Consider the following 19,567-nt stretch of genomic DNA (forward strand, 5'->3'; position numbering starts at 1 on the left):
GTTCAGGCATGACGGAACTGACGGAGCTGGTGGGCTCGTGGATGCGCCGCCAGCGCTGGTACTCGACGAAGGCGTTCGAACCGAGGCTGCGCCTGCTGGGGTCCTTCGAACTGGAGCCCGCGCCGGAGAGCACGGACGACGGCTCACGGATCGTGACCCACTTCTTCTGCGACGACGCGCCCCGGACGCCCCGCGTCTATCAGGTCCCGCTCGTCGCGCGGGCGCGGCGGGACGGCGACCCGGCCGGGTTCGTGGGCGAGGCCGGGGGGCGGTACCTCTACGACGGACCGGTCGAGGAGGCGTACGTCGCCGCGCTCGCCGCGCTGATGACGGGTGCGGGGGCGGCCGACGGCGAGCACGCCCGCGCGGGCGGGCACACCCTGGGCGAGCGCATCCCCGTGCTCTCGTCGCGGCGCCTCTCCGCCGAGCAGTCCAACACCTCGATCGTCGCCGAACTGGGCGACCGGCTCGCGCTGGTGAAGGTCTTCCGGGTCGTCCAGGACGGCGAGAACCCGGACATCTCCACGCTCGCGGCGCTGACCGCGGGCGGTTCCGAGCGCACGCCCGCACTGCTCGGCTGGCTGACCGGGGCGTGGCCGGCGCCGGACGGGACGCAGGCGAACGGTGAGCTGGCGCTGATGCAGGACTTCGTGCCCGGCGCGGAGGACGGCTGGGAGCTCGCGGTCAGCGCCGCGGAGGCGGGCGAGGACTTCACCGAGCGCGCCATCGCCCTCGGCGCCGGCACCGCGGAGCTGCACCGCCTGCTCGCGGGCGTGCTGCCGACCAAGCGGGCCGAGCCCGAGGACGTCCGCGCCGCCCTCGACGGCATGTTCCAGCGGCTCACCATCACGACGACGGAGGTGCCGGAGGTCGAGACCCTGCGCGGCCCGATCGCGTCCGTCTACGAGGCGGCGGCCGGCGGGCCGCTCCCGGTGCTGCAGCGCATCCACGGCGACCTCCACCTCGGCCAGGTGCTGCACTCGCCGGAGCGCGGCTGGCAGTTCATCGACTTCGAGGGCGAGCCGCTGCGGCCGCTCGCGGAGCGGGCGCTGCCCGACGCGACGATGCGGGACGTCGCGGGGATGCTGCGCTCGTTCGACTACGTCGCCGGGTCGCTCGCCCGGCGCGAGCCGCCCGTCGACGCCGTGGCGTGGGCCGCGGACGCCAGGAGGGCGTACCTCGAGGGCTACGCGAGCGTCGCGGGCGACGTCCTCGACGAGTACGCGGGACTGCTGGCGGCGTTCGAGCTGGACAAGGCGGTCTACGAGATCACCTACGAGGCCCGGCACCGGCCGAGCTGGATCCCGATCCCGCGCGCGGCCGTGGAGCGGCTGCTGAGGGACGCGGCGGGGATCGCGCACTGAGACGGGTGCCGTTCGCGCTCGCCGCACGCCGAAGAGCACGGCGGCACAACCGCGGCGTCCGGCGTGTTACCCGCACGCCGGGCGCCGCGTAGGCGGACACCTTCGAAGCCCGTGACCGCCCTGCGCGCATTGTGCGGCGCGGACGCGTCCACGGGCAGACAGACCGCGGGGTCTACCCTCGGCCGCCGCGCCGGGTCAGGCCTGGGCGGCCGTCGCGTTGTATCGGTAGCGCGCGCCGCGGTGGTCGTCCGGCAGTCGGTCGCCCGCGCCGTGCAGCTTGTTGCGGAGCGTGCCCTCCGCGTACTCCTCCGGATAGGCGCCGCGCTTGCGCAGCTCCGGGATAACGAACTCCACGATGTCCTCGAACGTGCCCGGCGTGATCGCGTAGGCCAGATTGAAGCCGTCCACGTCGGTCTCCTCGACCCACTCCTGGAGCTGGTCGGCGATGCTCACCGCGCCGCCCACGATGAACGGGCCGAGGCCGCCGATGACGCCGTTGCGGCCGATGTCGCGCACCGTCCACTCGCCGCCGTCGGCGTTCGGGCGCTGGAAGTTGGCGACCGCCGACTGGATGGCGTTGCTCTTGACGTTGCCGATCGGCTCGTCCAGGTCGTACTGCGACAGGTCGACGCCCATCCAGCCCGACATGAAGACCAGGGCGCCCTCGTCGTTCGTGTACTGCAGGAAGTCCTCGAACTTGGCCTGCGCCTTATCGTCGGTCTCGTCGGTGACGATCGTGAGCAGGGTGTAAATGCGGGCAGCGTAGCGGTCGCGGCCCGCGGCCTCCAGCGCGTCGCGGAGCTTGCCGACGGTCTCCTTGAGGCCCTCCTTGGTGGAGGCCGCGACGAAGATCGCCTCGGCGTTCTCCGCTGCGAAGGAGATGCCGCGCTTGGACGCGCCGGCCTGGTAGATCACGGGTGTGCGCTGCGGGCTGGGCTCGGAGAGGTGGATGCCGGGGACGGTGAAGTGCTTGCCCTGGTGGCCGATCTCGTGGACCTTCGCCGGGTCGGTGAAGACGCCGGACTCGCGGTCGCGGATGACGGCGTCGTCCTCCCAGGAGCCCTCCCACAGCTTGTAGAGCACCTCCAGGTACTCGTCCGCGTGGTCGTAGCGGTCGTCGTGCTGGAGCTGGTCGTCGTGACCCATGTTGCGCGCGGCCGAGGGGAGGTAGCCGGTGACGACGTTCCAGCCGACCCGGCCGTTGGTCAGGTGGTCGAGCGTCGACATGCGGCGCGCGAACGGGTACGGGTGCTCGTAGGCGGTGCCGGCGGTGACGCCGAAGCCGAGGTTCTCGGTCACCAGCGCCATCGCGGAAACCAGGAGGAGCGGGTCGTTGACCGGCACCTGGGCGCCGTGCCGGATGGCGGCCTCATTATTGCCGCCGTACACGTCGTAGGTGCCGAGCACGTCGGCGATGAAGATCCCGTCGAAGGTGCCGCGCTCGAGCAGCTTCGCGAGCTCGGTCCAGTAGGTGAGGTCCTTGTACCGCCAGGCCTGGTCGTCGGGGTGGCGCCACATCCCGGAGGACTGGTGGGCGACGCAGTTCATGTCGAAGGCGTTGAAGCGGATCTGCCGGGTCATGCCGTCCACACTGCCCGCGCCGGGCCCGCCTCGCACCCCGCCCGCCACATTCCGTAACGCGCCCTCCCGCCCCGCACCGAACCGTCGAGTACGCGAATAATCATGGGAAAACCGTCGAGTACGTCGATTATCCGCGTACTCGCGTTGGGGGTCAGCGGCCGCGGAAGACTGGGCGGCGCTTCTGCTGGAAGGCGGCGAAGCCCTCGTGGTAGTCCTGCGTGTCGCGCAGGGTCGTTTGCGCCTGCGTCTCGGCGGCGACGGACGACCACAGGTCGAGCGAGCCGTCGCGGAGGCCCGCGACGATGCGCTTGCTCGCGAGGAAGGCCTGCGTCGCACCGCGGGCGGCGGCAGCGGCGGCCTCGTCCGCTGCGGCGTCCACCTCGTCGGCGGGCAGCGCCCGGCTGAACAGGCCGCCGGCGACCGCCTCCGCGCCGGAGATCAGCTTTCCGGAGTAGATGAGGTCGAGCGCGCGGTGCGGGCCGAGCCGCGAGACCAATAGCCAGTGGCCTCCGGAGTCGAGCGCGGCGCCCAGGGCGGCGAACGGCGAGCCGATCTTGGCGTCCTCGGCGACGTACACGACATCGGTGGCGACCAGGAGGCCGAGCCCGACGCCGAGGGCCGCGCCGCGGGCCGCCGCGAAGGTCGGCGCAGGGAACGCGCTCATCCGGCGCAGCAGCGGCGTCACCAGTCCGTCGAGGTAGCCGGCCACGTCGTCGGTCGCCGGGTCGACGCCGGCGATGTCGCGTCCGGCGCAGAACGACCGGCCCTCGCCGCGCAGCACGAGCGCCCGCACCCCGGCGGCCTCGGCCTCGGCGTAGGCGGCGTCGAGCGCGCGGAGGTCGTCGGGACCGAGCGCGTTCAGCCGCTCGGGCGCGTTCAGCGTGACGTGCGCGACGTCGTCCTGGATGCCGAGCTCGATCACTGCGCCTCCTCGATCACTGCGCCTCCTCAGACGTCATAGTCCACCGCGACCTTCTCGGTGAGCGGGTGCGACTGGCAGGTGAGCACGTAGCCGGCCTCCAGCTCCTCCGGCTCCAGCGCGTAGTTCTCGGTCATCCGCACGTCGCCGGACAGCAGCCGCGCCCGGCACGTGCCGCAGACGCCGCCGGTGCAGGCGAACGGCACGTCCGGCCGCACGCGCAGCGCGGCGTTGAGCACGGACTCGTTGGCGTCCACCGGCGTCGTCACCGTGGAGGTCTGGCCGTCGAGGGTGAACTCGATCTCCGCCGTCCTCTCGCCCTCGTGCACGACGACCGGGTGCCCGACGTCGCCGCGGACCTCGCCCGGCTCGCCGGTGGTGAACAGCTCGAAGTGGATGCTCTGTCGCGGCACGTCGTACGTCTCCAGAACGTCGCGGCAGAGCTGCACCAGCTCGAACGGCCCGCAGAGGAACCACTGGTCGACGGTGTCCGGCGGCAGCAGCGCGTCGAGGATCGTCCGCAGCCGCTCCTCGTCGATCCGGCCCGAGAGCAGGGGAGCGGAGCGCTGCTCGCGCGAGAGCACGTGGTGCAGGGCGAGGCGCGACGGGTAGCGGTCCTTGAGGTCGGCCAGCTCCTCCAGGAACATCACGTCGATCGCCGTGCGGTTCGTGTAGACGAGCGTGAACGTGCTGGTGTCGGACGCCGACAGCACGCTGGAGGCCAGCGCCATCAGCGGCGTGATCCCCGAGCCGGCGGCGATCCCGGCGACGTGGACGCCGTCCAGGGCAGTGAGGTCGATCGTGAACGTCCCCTGCGGGCTCATCACATCGATCCGGTCACCCGCGTGCAGCTCGCTGGTCGCCCAGGTGGAGAACGCGCCGCCCAGGTCGCGCTTGATCGCGACGCTGATCCGGCCCGGTGTCGGCGGCCGGCAGATCGAGTAGCTGCGCCGCAGCTCCTTGCCGCCGACCGTTGCGCGGAGGGCGACATGCTGCCCGGGCAGGTAGTCGTACTCGCCGTGCAGGTCGTCGGGGACGGCGAACGTCACCTCGACGCTCGCCGCGGTCAGCGGGCGCACCTCGGCGACCGCGAGCGTGTGGAATCGCGCACGCGCCATCAGCGGGACCTCACAGAGCCTTGAAGTGGTCGAACGGCTCGCCGCACTCGTCGCAGACGTAGAGCGCCTTGCACGCGGTGGAGCCGAAGTGGGAGACCTCCCTGGTCTTCAGCGAGCCGCAGTGCGGGCACTTGATCGCGAGAGTGAGCCGCACCGGACCGGCGCCGGACGGCGGCGCGATGCCGTAGTCGCGGAGCGCGGCGCGGCCGTGCTCGCTGATCCAGTCGGTCGTCCAGGCCGGGGCGAGCGCCAGGCTGACCCGCACGTCCCCGAAGCCCTCGGCGGCGAGGGCGCGCACGACGTCCTCGCGGATGGCGTCCATCGCCGGGCAGCCGGAGTAGGTCGGCGTGAGCACGACCTCCACCCCGGTGTCGGTCACGGTCACCGCGCGCAGCACGCCGAGGTCGTCGATGTTCAGCACCGGGACCTCGGGATCGAGCACCGCGGCGGCGGCCGCCCAGGCCCGGCCGGCCTCGGCCGCGTGCCCGGTCACCAGGACGCTCCCGGGTGCGAGCGGGTGAGGACCTGCATCTCCGCGAGCAGCGGCGCGAGGTACTCGGAGTGCCGGCCCTGGCGTCCGCCGCCGGAAGCGGTGAACGTGGTCGGGAGCTCCAGCTCGGCCTCCGCCAGGATCGGCGCGACGGCGGCGTCGAACGCCTCGCGCAGCGTCGACGGGCGCGGGGCCACGCCCTCCAGCCGGTCCATCAGGGGCTCGTCGCGGAACAGCTCCGCCACGTACGGCCAGAGGTCGTCGAACGCGGTGAGCGTGCGGCGGCGGGACTCGTCGGTGCCGAGCGCGAGCCGCAGCACCCACTGGTCGGCGTGATCGCAGTGGTAGGCGACCTCCTTGACGGCCTTGCCCGCGATCGCGGCGAGCACCGGGTCCTCGGAGGCGCGCAGCCGCTCGTAGAGCTCGAAGAGGTAGTGGGCCGCCGCGAACTGCCGCACGATGGTGTGGGCGAAGTCGCCGTTCGGCTGCTCGAAGAGGTGCGCGGAGCGGAAGTCCTGCTCGTCGCGCCAGTACGCCAGGTCGTCTTCCGACCGCCCGGTGGCGCTGCCGGCGTAGCGCAGCAGCGAGCGCGCGTGGCCGAGCAGGTCGAGGGCGATGTTCGCGAGGGCGACGTCCTCCTCGAGCTCGGGGGCGCGGGAGATCCACCAGCCGAGTCGCTGGGCGAGGACGAGCGAGTCGTCGCCGAGCCAGAGCGCGTATTCGGCGACGTCGGGGGAGGCCGTGGCCGCGTCGGCGACGAACTCGGCCGACAGCGTCACGGTGCTGAGCTCGACGTGGCCGTGCTCGTCGTGCTCGTGCTCGGCGCTCACAGGTGCTTCACCCCTTCGCTCTCCGTGTAATAGGTGGCGTGCCGGTAGTTCTTGCCCTCCGGCGAGGTGAAGAAGGCGTCCTTGGCGCTGGGATCGCTCGTGGTGATCGCGTCGGAGCGGACCACCCAGATCGAGACGCCCTCGCCGCGCCGGGTGTAGAGGTCGCGGGCGTTACGCACCGCGAGCTCCTCGTCGGGCGCGTGCAGCGAGCCGACGTGCACGTGGCTGAGGCCGCGGGACGCGCGCACGAAGACCTCCCACAGGGGCCAGACCTCGTGGGCCCCGTGCTTGTCGGTGCTGGGCTTGTCGCCGGTCATGCTGCGACCTCCTGAGCGCGAGCCTTCTGCGCCCTCTTCTCCGCATACGCCGCTGCCGCCTCGCGCACCCAGGCCCCGTCCTCGTGCGCCTCGCGGCGGCGCTGCAGCCGCTGGGCGTTGCACGGGCCGTCGCCGGCGATGACGCGCTGCAGCTCGCTCCAGTCGATCTCGCCGAGGTCGTAGGCCTGGCGCTCGTCGTTCCACTTCAGGTCGGGGTCGGGGAACGTCACGCCGAGCGCCTCCGCCTGCGGGACGAGCATGCCGACGAACCGCTGCCGCAGCTCGTCGTTGGAGAACCGCTTGATCTTCCACGCCATCGAGCGCGCGGAGTTGGGGGAGTCGGCGTCGGGCGGCCCGAACATCATCAGCGACGGCCAGTACCAGCGGTTCACCGCGTCCTGCGCCATCCTCTGCTGCTCCGGAGTGCCGCGCATCAGCGTCAGCAGGATCTCGAACCCCTGGCGCTGGTGGAAGGACTCCTCCTTGCAGATCCGCACCATCGCGCGGCCGTAGGGTGCGTACGAGCACCGGCAGAGCGGCACCTGATTGCAGATCGCCGCGCCGTCCACCAGCCAGCCGATCGCGCCGATGTCCGCCCAGCTCAGGGTCGGGTAGTTGAAGATCGAGGAGTACTTGGCGGCGCCGGTGATGAGCTGCTCCGTCATCTCGTCGCGCGTGATGCCGAGCGTCTGCGTCGCGGAGTAGAGGTAGAGCCCGTGGCCGGCCTCGTCCTGCACCTTGGCCATCAGGATCGCCTTGCGCTTGAGGCTCGGCGCGCGGCTGATCCAATTGGCCTCCGGTTGCATGCCGATGATCTCGGAGTGCGCGTGCTGCGACATCTGCCGGATGAGAGTGCGCCGGTATGCGTCGGGCATCCAGTCGCGCGGCTCGATGCGGGAGTCGGCGGCGATGAGCTCCTCGAAGAGCGCCTCGCCGGCGGCGTCGTCATCCGTGGGGACGGTGGTCTCCGTCGTGTTCGCCATCGAACCAGCTCCCATCATTACTTACTGATCGTTCGTTCAGTATATGCGAGGCCGGTGGGTTCGTGCCACACTTGCCAGGTGACCGACACCCGGACGGCCGAGCCCCTGCGCCGGGGCCGGCCCGGCTACGACCAGCGCGGCATCCTCGAGGTCGCCGTGGCCGCCTTCAACGAGCACGGCTACGACGCGACCTCCATCGGGATGCTCGCCGAGCGGCTCGGGCTGTCCAAGTCGGCGATCTACCACCACGTCGCGTCCAAGGACGAACTGCTCGCGCTGGCGCTCGACGAGGCCCTCGACGGCCTGGAGGGCGCGCTCCGCTCGGCCGAGGAGACCACCGGAACCGCCGCCGAGCGGCTCGCGCAGGTGCTCCGCGGGGCCGTCCTCGTGCTGACCGACCGCCTCCCGTACGTCACGCTGCTGCTGCGCGTGCGCGGCAACACCGAGGTGGAGCGGGCGGCATTGCAGCGCCGGCGCGCCTTCGACCACGCGGTCGCGGCGCTGGTCGCGGAGGCGCGCGACGAGGGCTCGCTGCGCGTGGACGCCGACCCCGGGGTCGTCGCCCGCCTGCTGTTCGGCATGATCAACTCCCTCACCGAGTGGTACGACCCCGCCGGCCCCGTCCCCCCGGACGAGCTCGCCGACACCATCCTCGCCCTCGCCCTGCGCACCCCCGCTTGACCGGGCCTACTCCTTCGCGACCAGCGTCAGCACGTCGTACGAGGCGACCAGCTCGTCCTTCTGGTTGAGGATGCGCGCGTCCCAGCGCACCTCGCCGTAGTCCTCCGTCTCGCGCGGCGTGATCTGCTTGGCCGTCAGCGCCACCCGGATGCTGTCGCCGGGGGAGACCGGCGTCACGAAACGCAGGTTCTCCAGCCCCGAGTTGGCGAGCACGGGGCCCGGCGCCGGGTCGACGAACAGGCCGGCAGCCCAGGACACGAGCAGGTAGCCGTGTGCGACCCGACCCGGGAAGAACGGGTTCGCTGCCGCGGCCTCCTCGTCCATGTGCGCGTAGAAGGTGTCGCCGGTGAAGGTCGCGAAGGTCTCGATGTCGTCCAGCGTGACCCGGCGCGGCTCCGACTGTACCTGGTCGCCGATCCGCAGCGTCGCCAGCGACTTGCGGAACGGGTGCGGGCCGTCGGTCTCGGCCGCCGCGCCCTCGTGCCACACGCCGGTGATCGCGGTGAGGAGGTCGGGGGAGCCCTGGATGGCCGTGCGCTGCATGTGGTTCAGCACCGCGCGGATGCCGCCCAGCTCCTCGCCGCCGCCCGCGCGGCCGGGGCCGCCGTGGACGAGGTGCGGCATCGGCGAGCCGTGGCCCGTCGAGGTGCGGGCGTCGTCGCGGTCGAGCAGCAGGATGCGGCCGTTGTAGGCGGCCGTCGCCAGCACCAGCTCGCGCGCGAACGCCGGGTCGTGCGTGGCCGCGCTGGTCACCAGCGAGCCGCCGCCGAGCGCCACGAGCTGGGCCGCCTCGGCCGCCGAGCCGTACGGCAGCACGGCCGCGACCGGGCCGAAGGCCTCCACGGTGTGCGCCTCCGGCGTCCGGGCGTCGGCGAACCGCAGCACGATCGGGGCGACGAAGGCGCCCTCCGGCTCGACCCCGAGGGTGCCGTCGCCGCGCGTGACGCTCGGCTGGTCGAGGCCGCCGATCGCGAGCTCGCCGCCTGCGGCCACCAGTCGCGCCACCTGGCGCAGCACCTCCGCACGCTGCTCGCGCGAGGCGAGCGGGCCCATCGTGACGCCCTCCGCGCGCGGGTCGCCGACCACGACGCGCTCCTCGATGCGCGACCGCACCGCCGCGAGCAGGTCGTCGACGGCCGCGGCCGGGACGATCGCGCGGCGGATCGCCGTGCACTTCTGGCCCGCCTTGGCGGTCAGCTCCACCACGAGCTGCTTGACGTACGCGTCGAACTCGGGCGTCCCCGGCAGCGCGTCCGGGCCGAGCACCGACGCGTTGATGGAGTCCGTCTCGCTCGTGAACCGCACCCCGCCGGTCTGCACGGAGTCATGTGCGCGCAGCCGCTCGGCGGTGGAGGCCGACCCCGTGAAGGCCACCAGGTCGCCCAGCCGCAGGTGATCGAACAGCCCGGTCACGCTCCCGCTCACGAGCTGGAGCGACCCCGCGGGGAGCAGGCCGGACTCGACCAGGATGCGCACCATCGCCTCGGCCACGTACGCGGTCGGCGTCGCGGGCTTGGCGAGGGTCGGCATCCCGGCGAGGAACGACGGCGCGAACTTCTCCAGCAGCCCCCAGACCGGGAAGTTGAACGCGTTGATCTGCACGGCGACGCCGGGCAGCCGGGTGAAGATGTGCTGGCCGAGGAACGAGCCGTCCTTCGCCAGCGACTCCGCGGGGCCGTCCACGACGACCTGCGCGTTCGGGAGCTCGCGGCGCCCCTTCGAGGAGTATGTGAACAGCGCGCCGATGCCGCCGTCCACGTCGATCCAGGCGTCCGTGCGGGTCGCGCCGGCGCGGGCGGAGAGGTCGTAGAGCTCCTGCTTGCGCTCGGTGAGCACCTGCGCCATCCGCTTGAGGAGCACGGCGCGCTGGTGGAAGGTCAGCTCGCCGAGGGAGGCCTGCCCGACCGTGCGCGCGTACTCGAGCGCTCCGGCCAGGTCGGCGCCGTCCGCGCTGACGCGGGCGACGAGCTCGCCGGTCGACGCGTCGCGCACCTCGGCGGCGCCCTCGTCGGACGCGGGGCTCCACCACTGATCGCGCAGGTAGCTGGGCAGACTCATGATTCGGTACCTCCCGGGAGGGTCTGGAGCGACGGCGCTCCGGCGGATCAGACATGCGGGGATCGGACATAGGCTGGTGCCGTGGCCGATGGAGACTGGACGATCGAGCTCGGCGAGCTCGACGAGAAGATGGGCGTGCGCATCCTGGAGCAATCCGCGGAGCGTGTCGTCGCGACGATGCCGGTGGCGGGCAACCGCCAGTCGTTCGGGCTGCTGCACGGCGGCGCCTCGGTGGCGTTCGCGGAGGCGCTCGGCTCCTGGGCGGCGGTCATCCACGCCGGCCCCGGCCGCAGCGCGGTCGGGCTCGACATCAACGCGACGCACCACCGGTCGGCCCGCAGCGGCCTGGTGACCGGCGTCGCGACCGCCATCCGGCTGGGCAGGACGGTCACCTCGCACGAGGTGGTCCTCACCGACGAGGACGGCAACCGGCTCTGCACCGCGCGCATCACGAACCTCATCGTGGCGGCTCCGGAGCGCGCGTGAGCGGTGCGCCGCCCGCGGCGTCGCCGTCCCACACGTAGAACCCGCGGCCGGACTTGCGGCCGAGCAGGCCGTCCGCGACCATGCGGCGCAGCAGCGCGGGAGGCTCGAACCGCGGCCCGAGCTCGCTCGCGAGGTACTCGGCGATGTCGAGCCGCACGTCCAGCCCGACGATGTCGGTGAGCCGCAGCGGCCCGACCGGATGCTTGTAGCCCAGCGTCATCGCGGTGTCGATGGCCTCCGGGGAGGCGACGCCCTCCTCGACCATCCGCACGGCCTCCAGTCCCAAAAGCACGCCGAGCCGCGACGAGGCGAAGCCCGGGGAGTCGCGCACCACGATCGGCGTCTTGCCGAGGGCCTCGACCCAGCCGGTGGCGAGGTCCACGGCGCTCGGCGCCGTCGCCTGCCCGGCCACGACCTCCACCAGCGCGGAGGCCGGCACCGGATTGAAGAAGTGCATGCCGAGGAACCCGCCCGGCCGCGCCAGCACCTCGGCGAGACCGTCGATGGACAGCGAGGAGGTGTTGCTCGCCAGCACGGCGTCGGGCTCCAGGAGCTCCTCGGCGCGCCGGAGGGCGTCGTGCTTGAGCTCGGGGAGCTCGGGGACGGCCTCCACGACGAGGGCCGAGCCGCGCAGGGCGTCCCAGGAGGTGGTGGCGATCAGCCGGTCCGGGGCCGGGACGGTGGCTCCGCGTCGGACGCTGCCGTCGATCGCGGCCTCCACGCGCTCGCGGGCGGCATCGGCCGCGGCGGCGTCGCGCTCGACGACGGAGACGCGGGACCCCGCCATCAGGAAGGCGTGGGCGATGCCTGCGCCCATCCGGCCGCCCCCGATGACACCGACGCGCTCCGGGACGCCGACGTGCTCGGGGACACCGTGCTCCGGGAAGCCCGGCTGCTGCTCGCTCATCGCTTCCTCCGCTCCAGGAACTCGGTCATCCTCCGGTGCTTCTCCGGGGACTCGAACAGCACGGCCTGCGCCTCCCGCTCCGCGCGCGGGTGGTCGCCCAGCGGCGCCCGGAGGACGCGCTTGGTGTACTGGGTCGCCAGCGGGTCGTTCTTCGCGATCCGGTCGGCGAGGGCGTGCGCGCCGGCGAGCAGCTCGCCCGGTTCGAACAGGTCGCTCACGAGCCCCGCGGCCAGCGCCTCCTCGCCGGTCAGAACGCGTCCGGCCATCGTGATCTCGGCCGCGAGCGGCTCGCCGACCAGCTGCGGCAGCCGCCAGAGCGCGCCGGCCGCCGCGATGATCCCGAGCGACGTCTCAGGGTTCCCGATCCGCAGCCGCGGGGTCCCCAGCCGGAAGTCCGCGGCGTAGGCGAGCTCGGCGCCGCCGCCCAGCGCGTAGCCGTCCAGAGCCGCGATCACCGGCATCGGGAGCTCGGCGATGCGGAGGAAGATGGTGGCGTTGATGCCGCGGCGCGCGTCCGCCGCGGTGCGCTCGCGCAGCTCGGCGATGTCGGCGCCGGACGCGAACACGCCCTCCGACCCGGTGAGGATGAGGATGCGCGGGTCGCGCTCCAGGTCCTCGCACAGCGCGTGCAGCTCGTCCACCATCCGCTGGTCGATCGCGTTGCGGCGCTCGGGACGGTTCAGCGTCACGACCACGCGGTCGGCGCTCTCGGCGACCAGGAGGGTCGTCCACTCGGCCATCACACCGCCTCCACGATCAGCGCGGCGCCCTGGCCGACGCCGACGCACATCGTCGCCAGCCCGTACCGGGAACCCTGGCGCTCCATCCGGCCGAGCAGCGTCACCAGGATGCGCGCCCCGCTGGAGCCGAGCGCGTGGCCGAGGGCGATCGCGCCGCCGTCGGCGTTCACGCGTGCCCGGCCGCTGTCGTCGTCAAGCCCCAGGCGCCGCAGACAGGCGATCGCCTGCGCCGCGAACGCCTCGTTGAGCTCGATGCTGCCGATGTCCGCGAGCTCCAGGCCCGCCCGCTGCAGCGCGCGGTGCGTCGCGGGGACCGGGCCGAGGCCCATCACCTCCGGCGCGACGCCGGCGCTCGCCGAGGCGACGATCCTGGCACGCGGGCGCAGCCCGTAGCGCTGCACGGCGTCGCCGCTCGCGACCACGAGGGCGGACGCGCCGTCGTTCAGCGGCGAGGAGTTGCCCGCCGTGACCACGCTGCCGCCGGCGACGACGGGGCGCAGCGCGGCGAGCGCCGCGGCGTCGGTGTCGCGGCGGATGCTCTCGTCGGCCGTGAACTCCCCGCTCTTCGTGGCGACCGGCAGGATCTCGTCGGCGAAGCGCCCGGCGTCCGTCGCGGCGGCCGCCCGCCGGTGGCTCTCCAGCGCGAACGCGTCGGCGTCCGCGCGGCCGATCCCGTCGAGGCGGGCGACCTCCTCCGCCGTCTCGGGCATCGAGTAGGTGGCCTTGTCGCGCTCCAGGAACCGGGGATTCGTGAACCGCCAGCCGATGGAGGTGTCGAACTGCGGCCCGGGCTTGGCCCACGGCCGCTCCGGCTTGGCCTGCACCCAGGGCGCCCGCGTCATCGACTCCACGCCGCCCGCGACGATGAGGTCGGCGTCGCCCGCGCGGATCGCCTGGCCGGCGAGGGTCACGGCGCTGAGGCCGGACGCGCACAGCCGGTTGACGGTGACGCCCGGAACGCTGTCGGGGAGGCCCGCCAGCAGCGCGGCCATGCGCGCGACGTTCCGGTTGTCCTCGCCTGCCTGGTTGGCGGCGCCGAGCATGACGTCGTCGAGCGCCGATCCGTCCACCCCTGCCCGGCGCACCGCCTCTCCGACGACCAGGGCGGCGAGGTCGTCGGGCCGGACGCCCGCCAGTGCTCCGCCGTAGCGTCCGACCGCGGTTCGGACTCCGCCGACGAGGTAGGCCTCGGGCATCGCAGCTCCTTCGTGTGCGAATTACCGAACGAACGTTCAGCTAGTAAATAGTCGCAGAACCGTGACCGGCGGGCAACCGGCGCGCCCGCGAGGCGAGCTCCGCCGACGCCACGACCACCCCGAGAATCACCACGGCGATGCCGATCGCCGCCGCGGCCGGCAGCCAGAGCGCCGCTACCGCGAGCGCGGCGGACAGCCCGACCGCCGGCGTCGCCCAGCGCAGTACGACCCGCCACGGGTCTCCGTAGCGGCGGGCGATGACCGCGTTCGTCAGATAGAACAGGGCGATCCCGCCGCCGAGCGACACCGCCAGCGCCGGCGGCAGCGGCTCGCCCGGGTGCGCGATCCCCTCGGCGAGCGCCCCGGACAGCGCGGTGACCCCGGCCAGCAGCAGGAACGGGAGGAAGGCGACGGTGTCGCGGATGGTGCGCACGTCGCCCGCCGCCAGCAGCCGCTCGAGCCCGCTGGTCATCGCGTCCACCCCGTAGAGGAAGAACGACCACGCCAGCCCGGAGGTCAGCAGCAGCCCGAGCACGCCGACGAGGCCGGCGGCGACCGTCCAGGCGCTCGACACCGCGTCCACGATGCTCAGCACCGACTCGCCCAGCACGATGATGACGAGCAGCCCGAACCGTTCGGCCAGATGCTCCACGTTCAGCCGGTCGAGCGCGATCGCCGCCCAGCTGCCGGAGGTCGCGGTCAGGAGCACGACCTCCAGCACGATCGCGACCGCCCACAGCGCATAGTCCGCAGGCGAGGGGAGGGCGATCGACACCAGCCAGATCACGGCCGTCAACCCGTTGTAGGCGAGGATGCGGATGCGTGAGGCCGTCCCGTTCGACCACGAGAAGCGAATCCACACCACCAGCAGCAGCACCCGCAGCAGCGCGTTGCCCGCCGCGAACAGCCACGCCCGGTCGCCGACCGCCTCCGGCGCAGCGACCGCGAGCGCGCCGACGGCGAACATCGCGACGAGCATGACGATCGACAGCCGCCGCGCGCTGAGCTGCGGCGACACGTCCACGACGAAGGTCAGGTTGACCCACGACCACCACACCGACGCGAACAGCGCGACGAACACCGCGAGCGTCCCGAACGACGGCTCGGTGTGGAGCCCGTGCGCCAGCTGCCCGACCAGCGCGACGAACACCAGGTCGAAGAACAGCTCCATCCAGTGCGCCCGCGACGGATCCCGGTCGCCCGCGACCGGCAGCCGGGGAAGCGACGCCACCATAGCGCGAGCGTAGCGCCGCCCGCCACATTCGGCACGAATGTGGAGTTTCGCGCCGCCATTCACGACATTCGTCACGAATGTGCGTTGCCACGGCAATCCACATTCGTGACGAATGTAGTGAATGGCGGCGCTATTCGCGACATTCGGCACGAATGCGCGCGGCGCTACCGCAGGTCGTGGTCTTCGAACACCAGCGAGGTCTTCGTGTCCCGCACGGACGGGATGCTGGTCAGCTCCTCCAGGACCACCCGGCGCAGGTCCTCGTTGTCGCGGGCGCGCACCAGCAGGATCACGTCGAAGTCGCCGCCGACGAGCGCGAAGTGCTCCACCTCGGGGATGGCGCGCAGCCGCTCGCGGAGGTCGTGCCAGGCCGCCTGCTCGACACGCATCGTCACATAGGCCGACGACGCACGGCCGGAGCGGCGCGGGTCGACCTTGGCGGTGAAGCCGGTGATCACACCCTCCTCGACCAGGCGGGAGACCCGCGCGTAGGCGTTGGCGCGGGAGACGTGCGCCGCCTCGGCGACGGCCGTGATGGAGGCGCGGCCGTCAGCGCGCAGCGCGTCCACGATGCGGGTGTCGATGTCGTCCATGGTGGGAGACAGTTTGACATCGATGGGGCGATTGCGCATCCATTCGTCTCGAAACTCGTGGACACCTGGCAAACCGGGTCCAGCGAAGTCATTCTGATGATCAGCGACGTCTTTCGAAGGAGAACAGATGCACGCCGACGATCTGATGCCGGGCGACACCCCGCTGCGGCTCATCGACGAGCAGGGCTCGGGCCACCCGCACGAGCACTACGCGTTCCCGTCCGCCGAGCTCCTGCGCGAGGGCTACGGCCGCCTCGTGCTGGGCAGGCGGCTCAACGACCAGGCCGACGCGCTGGTGCGGCAGGGCCGGCTCGCCGTGTACCCGTCCTCGCACGGCCAGGAGGCCTGCGAGGTCGCCGCGGCGATGGTCCTCGGCGAGCAGGACTGGCTGTTCCCCACCTACCGGGACTCGGTCGCCGTCGTCTCCCGCGGCGTCGACCCGTTCGAGGCGTTCCTGCTGCTGCGCGGCGACTGGCACTCCGGGTACGACCCCAACGAGTACCGCGTCGCGCCTCAAGCCACCCCGCTGGCGACCCAGCTGCTGCACGCGGTCGGCTTCGCCCACGCGGCCCGGCTGCGCGGCGAGGACACCGTCGTCGTCGCGATGTGCGGCGACGGGGCCACCAGCGAGGGCGACTTCCACGAGGCGCTCAACTTCGCCGCCGTCTTCCACCTCCCCGTCGTGTTCCTCGTGCAGAACAACGGCTACGCGATCTCCGTGCCGCTGAGCAGGCAGACCGCGGCGCCGAGCCTGGCCCACAAGGGCGTCGGCTATGGGATGCGCGGCCGCCTGGTCGACGGCAACGACCTCGCCGCACTGCTCGCGGTGCTGGGGGAGGCCGTCACCGAGGCGCGCGAGGGCGGCGGCCCGACGCTGGTCGAGGCGATCACCTACCGGATGAAGTCGCACACCAACGCCGACGACGCCACCCGCTACCGCACCGCCGCCGAGGTGGAGCCGTGGATCGCCCGCGACCCGCTGCTGCGGCTGCGCACCTGGCTGACGGCCGAGGGCGCGCTGACCGACGCCGACGACGCCGAGTTCCGCGCCCACGCCGAGAGCGTCGCCGGCGACCTGCGGGCCAGGATCATGACCGACGCCGAACCGCAGCCGCTCGACCTGTTCGCCTACGTCTACGCCGAGCAGACTCCGCAGCTCCGCGAGCAGGCCGACCTGCTCGCCGCCGAGCTCGCGGCGGAGTCCCGCACCGCCGAGGAGGTCGCCCGATGACGCTCATGCACGACGCCCCCGCCGATCGCCAGCCCGAGGACCGGCAGCCCGAGGACCGGCAGCCCGAGGCCGGGAAGCCGGCCGAGCCCTCGGTCGCCACCATGACCATGGCGCAGGCTCTGAACCACGCGCTGGCGGACTCCCTCGAAGCCGACCCGTCCGTGCTCGTCTTCGGCGAGGACGTCGGCACCCTCGGCGGCGTCTTCCGCATCACCGACGGCCTGACCAAGCGCTTCGGCGAGAACCGCTGCTTCGACACACCGCTGGCCGAGTCCGGCATCGTCGGCACCGCGGTCGGGATGGCGATGAACGGGATGCGCCCGGTGGTCGAGATGCAGTTCGACGCGTTCGCCTATCCGGCGTTCGAGCAGATCGTCGACCACGTCGCCAAGATGGGCAACCGCACCCGCGGCAAGGTCCGGCTGCCGATGGTCATCCGCATCCCGTTCGCGGGCGGGATCGGCGGCGTCGAGCACCACTCCGACTCCTCCGAGGCGTACTACGTGCACACCCCCGGGCTGACCGTGGTGTCGCCGGCGACGCCGCAGGACGCCTACGGCCTGCTGCGGGCCGCGATCGCGTCCCCGGACCCGGTGGTGTTCCTGGAGCCGAAGAAGCTGTACTGGTCGACCGGCGAGGTCGACACCTCAGCGCCACTGCCCGAGCTCGGCCGCGCCCGAATCGCCCGGGAGGGCACGGATGCGACCCTGATCGCCTACGGGCCGACGGTGCCCGTGGCGCTCGCCGCCGCCGAGGCCGCGGCCGAGGAAGGACGCAGCCTGGCCGTCGTGGACGTGCGCTCGCTGACCCCGTTCGACGACGAGACGGTGTGCGCCGCCGTGCGCGCGACCGGTCGCGCGGTCGTCGTCGCGGAGGCGCCCGGCTTCGCCAGCGTCGCCTCCGAGATCGCCGCCCGCGTCTCCGAGCGCTGCTTCCACTACCTGGAGGCGCCGGTGCGCCGGGTGACCGGGTTCGACACCCCGTTCGCACCGCCGAAGCTGGAGCGCTACTACCTGCCCGGGGTCGACCGCGTGCTCGACGCCGTCGACAGCCTGCAGTGGGAGGACGCATGAAGGTCTTCGCGCTGCCCGACCTGGGCGAAGGACTCGCCGACGCCGAGCTGGTCCGCTGGCTGATCGCGGTCGGCGACACGGTGACGGTGGACCAGCCGATCGCCGAGGTGGAGACCGCCAAGTCGGTCGTGGAGGTGCCGTCGCCCTACGCCGGCGTCGTCGCCGTCTGCCACGGCGCGGAGGGCGAGACGATCATGGTCGGCTCGCCGCTGCTGGAGGTGCGGGAGGAGGCCGAGGCGGAGGCCGCTGCGCCCGAGGTCACTGCGCCCGAGGTCACTGCGCCCGAGGTCGCCACGCCCGAGGCCGCGGCACCCCGGATTGGCGTGCCCGAGAGCGCCGCCGCCGAGGTCGGCGGGCCCCAAGTCGCTGCGGCCGAGGTCGGCGTGCCCCAGGTCGGAGTGCCCGAGGCCGTCGCGTCCGAGGCCGTCGCGTCCGAGGCCGTCGCGTCCGAGGCCGCCGCGTCCGAGGTCGCCGCCGAGCCGGTGCGGGAGCCCGAACCCGTCGCCGCAGGCTCCGGCGCGGTCCTCGTCGGCTACGGCACCACCGACCACGCCACCGCCCGCCGTCGCGGCCGCGCCGCCCAGCGCGGAACGGGCGTGACCGCCGGTGCCCCGAGCCGCATCGTCCCGGTCGTGTCGCCGGTGGTCCGCGCGCTCGCGCACACGCACGGCATCGACCTCGCCTCGCTCACCCCGAGCGGCGCGGGCGGCGTCGTCACCCGCCGCGACGTCGAGGCCGCCCTCGCCGCGGCCAAGGCCACCGCGACCACCGCCACTGCGCCCACCACCGCCGCGCCTGCCACGCCTCCTGCGCCGACGGCGCCCGTGACCCCTCCGGCTCCGGCCGCGGCGCAGCCCGGGACCGACCCCCGCACGGGCCTCGAGATCGCCTCCGTCACGCCGTTCTCCCGCCTGCGCCGGACCGTGGCGGAGACCATGACCCGCAGCCGCTCCGAGATCCCGGAGGCGACCGTCTGGGTGGACGTCGACGCCACCGAGCTCTGGGAGGCCAGGCAGACCCTCGCGCGGTCGGGCAAGCCGCCGTCGATGCTCGCGTTCGTGTCGCGCTTCGCGCTCAGCGCGCTGGCGCGGCACCCCGAGCTCGCCGGCCGGGTCACCCCGGACGGCGACGGGATCGAGGTGTTCACCGGGGTGAACCTCGGCTTCGCCGCCGACACCCCGCGCGGCCTCCTGGTGCCGGTGATCCGCCGCGCCGACCGCGCGAGCATCCTCGAGCTCGACGCCGAGCTCGGCCGCCTGGCCCGCGCCGCCCGCGACGGCGCGCTGCCGCCCGCGGACCTCACCGGCTCCACGTTCACCGTGAACAACTACGGCTCCCTCGGCGTCGACGGCAGCGCGGCGATCATCAACCACCCCGAGGTCGCCATCATCGGCATCGGCCGGGTCATCGAGCGCCCGTGGGTGGTCGACGGCGCGATCGTGCCGCGCCGGATCGTGCAGCTGAGCCTGGTGTTCGACCACCGCGTCACCGACGGCGGCGTGGCGGCGCGCTTCCTCCGCGAGATCGCCGATGCGATCGAGTCGCCGATCGCCTTCCTCGCGGCCGAGGCGCCGGGTACGGTGAAGGAATGAGCGACCGCAACAAGCCCGACAACACAGCGCAGCCCGACGACGCCGACCGGCCCGACAGCGTCGAGCAGGGCGACGACTACGACCTCGAGTTCGAGAAGGACGTCGCGCCGGAGGAGAACATCCCCTGGCTGCCGCATCCGTCGCCCACCGACGGCGAGGCTCCCGCGCCCTGAT

Annotated in this window: 20 protein-coding genes; 7 read left to right on the forward strand and 13 right to left on the reverse strand. The window is 73.0% G+C overall.

What is annotated here, in order from left to right:
• The first annotated feature begins 8 nt into the window (after positions 1–8).
• Positions 9–1,364 (forward strand): maltokinase N-terminal cap-like domain-containing protein, encoded by a 1,356-nt coding sequence (locus HNR13_RS07570; protein WP_179605184.1) that lies wholly within the window; start codon positions 9–11, stop codon positions 1,362–1,364.
• Positions 1,365–1,559: 195 nt separating this feature from the next.
• Here the strand turns inward: HNR13_RS07570 and HNR13_RS07575 are convergent, their stop codons facing one another.
• From HNR13_RS07575 to paaA, 7 genes are all read right to left on the reverse strand, one after another.
• On the reverse strand, positions 1,560–2,945 hold the full coding sequence (locus HNR13_RS07575) for an LLM class flavin-dependent oxidoreductase (RefSeq protein ID WP_179605185.1): 1,386 nt from the start codon (positions 2,943–2,945) through the stop codon (positions 1,560–1,562).
• A 151-nt stretch (positions 2,946–3,096) separates the two neighbouring features.
• Positions 3,097–3,867, reverse strand: coding sequence for an enoyl-CoA hydratase-related protein (locus tag HNR13_RS07580; RefSeq protein WP_179605186.1), 771 nt, complete (start codon positions 3,865–3,867; stop codon positions 3,097–3,099).
• A gap of 26 nt (positions 3,868–3,893) precedes the next feature.
• Positions 3,894–4,982 (reverse strand): 1,2-phenylacetyl-CoA epoxidase subunit PaaE, encoded by a 1,089-nt coding sequence (paaE, locus tag HNR13_RS07585; RefSeq protein ID WP_179605187.1) that lies wholly within the window; start codon positions 4,980–4,982, stop codon positions 3,894–3,896.
• 10 nt (positions 4,983–4,992) lie between these two features.
• Positions 4,993–5,475 (reverse strand): 1,2-phenylacetyl-CoA epoxidase subunit PaaD, encoded by a 483-nt coding sequence (paaD, locus tag HNR13_RS07590; RefSeq protein WP_382313735.1) that lies wholly within the window; start codon positions 5,473–5,475, stop codon positions 4,993–4,995.
• Complete coding sequence (gene paaC / locus HNR13_RS07595) at positions 5,472–6,302, reverse strand: 1,2-phenylacetyl-CoA epoxidase subunit PaaC (protein WP_179605188.1); 831 nt, start codon at positions 6,300–6,302, stop codon at positions 5,472–5,474. Before paaC ends, paaD begins: the two co-directional genes overlap by 4 nt.
• Positions 6,299–6,619, reverse strand: a complete 321-nt coding sequence (paaB, locus tag HNR13_RS07600; protein ID WP_179605189.1) for a 1,2-phenylacetyl-CoA epoxidase subunit PaaB — start codon at positions 6,617–6,619, stop codon at positions 6,299–6,301. Before paaB ends, paaC begins: the two co-directional genes overlap by 4 nt.
• Entirely contained in the window at positions 6,616–7,602 is a 987-nt protein-coding gene (gene paaA / locus HNR13_RS07605; protein ID WP_179605190.1) for a 1,2-phenylacetyl-CoA epoxidase subunit PaaA, read from the reverse strand. The genes paaB and paaA overlap by 4 nt, the downstream gene beginning before the upstream one ends.
• A 78-nt stretch (positions 7,603–7,680) precedes the next feature.
• Here paaA and HNR13_RS07610 point away from each other — a divergent pair, with 78 nt between their 5' ends.
• Positions 7,681–8,283, forward strand: coding sequence for a TetR-type transcription factor C-terminal domain-containing protein (locus HNR13_RS07610; RefSeq protein ID WP_179605191.1), 603 nt, complete (start codon positions 7,681–7,683; stop codon positions 8,281–8,283).
• A 6-nt stretch (positions 8,284–8,289) separates the two neighbouring features.
• Here HNR13_RS07610 and paaZ read toward each other — a convergent pair whose 3' ends face one another.
• Positions 8,290–10,341: a phenylacetic acid degradation bifunctional protein PaaZ gene (gene paaZ, locus HNR13_RS07615; RefSeq protein ID WP_179605192.1), complete on the reverse strand. Its 2,052-nt coding sequence runs from the start codon at positions 10,339–10,341 to the stop codon at positions 8,290–8,292.
• Between the two features lie 81 nt (positions 10,342–10,422).
• Here paaZ and HNR13_RS07620 point away from each other — a divergent pair, with 81 nt between their 5' ends.
• Positions 10,423–10,827 carry a hotdog fold thioesterase gene (locus HNR13_RS07620; RefSeq protein WP_179605193.1) on the forward strand — a complete coding sequence of 135 codons (405 nt, stop codon included), beginning with the start codon at positions 10,423–10,425 and terminating at the stop codon, positions 10,825–10,827.
• Here the strand turns inward: HNR13_RS07620 and HNR13_RS07625 are convergent.
• The 5 genes from HNR13_RS07625 to HNR13_RS07645 form a co-directional block, all read right to left on the reverse strand.
• Positions 10,799–11,734 carry a 3-hydroxyacyl-CoA dehydrogenase family protein gene (locus HNR13_RS07625; RefSeq protein WP_179605194.1) on the reverse strand — a complete coding sequence of 312 codons (936 nt, stop codon included), beginning with the start codon at positions 11,732–11,734 and terminating at the stop codon, positions 10,799–10,801. The two genes, HNR13_RS07620 and HNR13_RS07625, sit on opposite strands and share 29 nt — an antisense overlap.
• Positions 11,731–12,474 carry an enoyl-CoA hydratase/isomerase family protein gene (locus HNR13_RS07630; protein ID WP_179605195.1) on the reverse strand — a complete coding sequence of 248 codons (744 nt, stop codon included), beginning with the start codon at positions 12,472–12,474 and terminating at the stop codon, positions 11,731–11,733. The genes HNR13_RS07625 and HNR13_RS07630 overlap by 4 nt, the downstream gene beginning before the upstream one ends.
• Positions 12,474–13,670, reverse strand: coding sequence for a thiolase family protein (locus HNR13_RS07635; RefSeq protein WP_179605196.1), 1,197 nt, complete (start codon positions 13,668–13,670; stop codon positions 12,474–12,476). The genes HNR13_RS07630 and HNR13_RS07635 overlap by 1 nt, the downstream gene beginning before the upstream one ends.
• Before the next feature lie 40 nt (positions 13,671–13,710).
• Positions 13,711–14,904 (reverse strand): low temperature requirement protein A, encoded by a 1,194-nt coding sequence (locus tag HNR13_RS07640; protein ID WP_179605197.1) that lies wholly within the window; start codon positions 14,902–14,904, stop codon positions 13,711–13,713.
• Between the two features lie 164 nt (positions 14,905–15,068).
• A complete protein-coding gene (locus tag HNR13_RS07645) occupies positions 15,069–15,497 on the reverse strand; it encodes an Lrp/AsnC family transcriptional regulator (protein ID WP_179605198.1) in 429 nt (142 codons plus the stop codon).
• A gap of 127 nt (positions 15,498–15,624) precedes the next feature.
• Between HNR13_RS07645 and pdhA the strand changes: the two genes are divergently transcribed.
• From pdhA to HNR13_RS07665, 4 genes are read left to right on the forward strand one after another with little or no spacing between them, the layout of a single operon-like run.
• Positions 15,625–16,728 (forward strand): pyruvate dehydrogenase (acetyl-transferring) E1 component subunit alpha, encoded by a 1,104-nt coding sequence (gene pdhA, locus HNR13_RS07650; RefSeq protein ID WP_179605199.1) that lies wholly within the window; start codon positions 15,625–15,627, stop codon positions 16,726–16,728.
• The gene (locus HNR13_RS07655; protein ID WP_179605200.1) at positions 16,725–17,801 is read left to right on the forward strand and encodes an alpha-ketoacid dehydrogenase subunit beta; all 1,077 of its coding nucleotides are present in this window, start codon (positions 16,725–16,727) and stop codon (positions 17,799–17,801) included. The genes pdhA and HNR13_RS07655 overlap by 4 nt, the downstream gene beginning before the upstream one ends.
• Complete coding sequence (locus tag HNR13_RS07660; protein WP_179605201.1) at positions 17,798–19,393, forward strand: dihydrolipoamide acetyltransferase family protein; 1,596 nt, start codon at positions 17,798–17,800, stop codon at positions 19,391–19,393. Before HNR13_RS07655 ends, HNR13_RS07660 begins: the two co-directional genes overlap by 4 nt.
• A complete protein-coding gene (locus HNR13_RS07665) occupies positions 19,390–19,566 on the forward strand; it encodes a hypothetical protein (RefSeq protein WP_179605202.1) in 177 nt (58 codons plus the stop codon). Before HNR13_RS07660 ends, HNR13_RS07665 begins: the two co-directional genes overlap by 4 nt.
• The last annotated feature ends 1 nt before the right edge of the window (position 19,567 follow it).

It is taken from the genome of Leifsonia shinshuensis (genome assembly GCF_013410375.1).
Taxonomy (GTDB): Bacteria; Actinomycetota; Actinomycetes; order Actinomycetales; family Microbacteriaceae; genus Leifsonia; species Leifsonia shinshuensis.

Bases quoted from the DNA above. Each gene is read 5' to 3' on its own strand.
- HNR13_RS07570 (WP_179605184.1), top strand. From the start codon at position 9: ATGACGGAACTGACGGAGCTGGTGGGCTCGTGGATGCGCCGCCAGCGC.
- HNR13_RS07575 (WP_179605185.1), bottom strand. From the start codon at position 2,945: ATGACCCGGCAGATCCGCTTCAACGCCTTCGACATGAACTGCGTCGCC.
- paaE (WP_179605187.1), bottom strand. From the start codon at position 4,982: ATGGCGCGTGCGCGATTCCACACGCTCGCGGTCGCCGAGGTGCGCCCG.
- paaB (WP_179605189.1), bottom strand. From the start codon at position 6,619: ATGACCGGCGACAAGCCCAGCACCGACAAGCACGGGGCCCACGAGGTC.
- paaA (WP_179605190.1), bottom strand. From the start codon at position 7,602: ATGGCGAACACGACGGAGACCACCGTCCCCACGGATGACGACGCCGCC.
- paaZ (WP_179605192.1), bottom strand. From the start codon at position 10,341: ATGAGTCTGCCCAGCTACCTGCGCGATCAGTGGTGGAGCCCCGCGTCC.
- HNR13_RS07625 (WP_179605194.1), bottom strand. From the start codon at position 11,734: ATGAGCGAGCAGCAGCCGGGCTTCCCGGAGCACGGTGTCCCCGAGCAC.
- HNR13_RS07630 (WP_179605195.1), bottom strand. From the start codon at position 12,474: ATGGCCGAGTGGACGACCCTCCTGGTCGCCGAGAGCGCCGACCGCGTG.
- HNR13_RS07635 (WP_179605196.1), bottom strand. From the start codon at position 13,670: ATGCCCGAGGCCTACCTCGTCGGCGGAGTCCGAACCGCGGTCGGACGC.
- HNR13_RS07640 (WP_179605197.1), bottom strand. From the start codon at position 14,904: ATGGTGGCGTCGCTTCCCCGGCTGCCGGTCGCGGGCGACCGGGATCCG.
- HNR13_RS07645 (WP_179605198.1), bottom strand. From the start codon at position 15,497: ATGGACGACATCGACACCCGCATCGTGGACGCGCTGCGCGCTGACGGC.
- pdhA (WP_179605199.1), top strand. From the start codon at position 15,625: ATGCACGCCGACGATCTGATGCCGGGCGACACCCCGCTGCGGCTCATC.
- HNR13_RS07655 (WP_179605200.1), top strand. From the start codon at position 16,725: ATGACGCTCATGCACGACGCCCCCGCCGATCGCCAGCCCGAGGACCGG.
- HNR13_RS07660 (WP_179605201.1), top strand. From the start codon at position 17,798: ATGAAGGTCTTCGCGCTGCCCGACCTGGGCGAAGGACTCGCCGACGCC.
- HNR13_RS07665 (WP_179605202.1), top strand. From the start codon at position 19,390: ATGAGCGACCGCAACAAGCCCGACAACACAGCGCAGCCCGACGACGCC.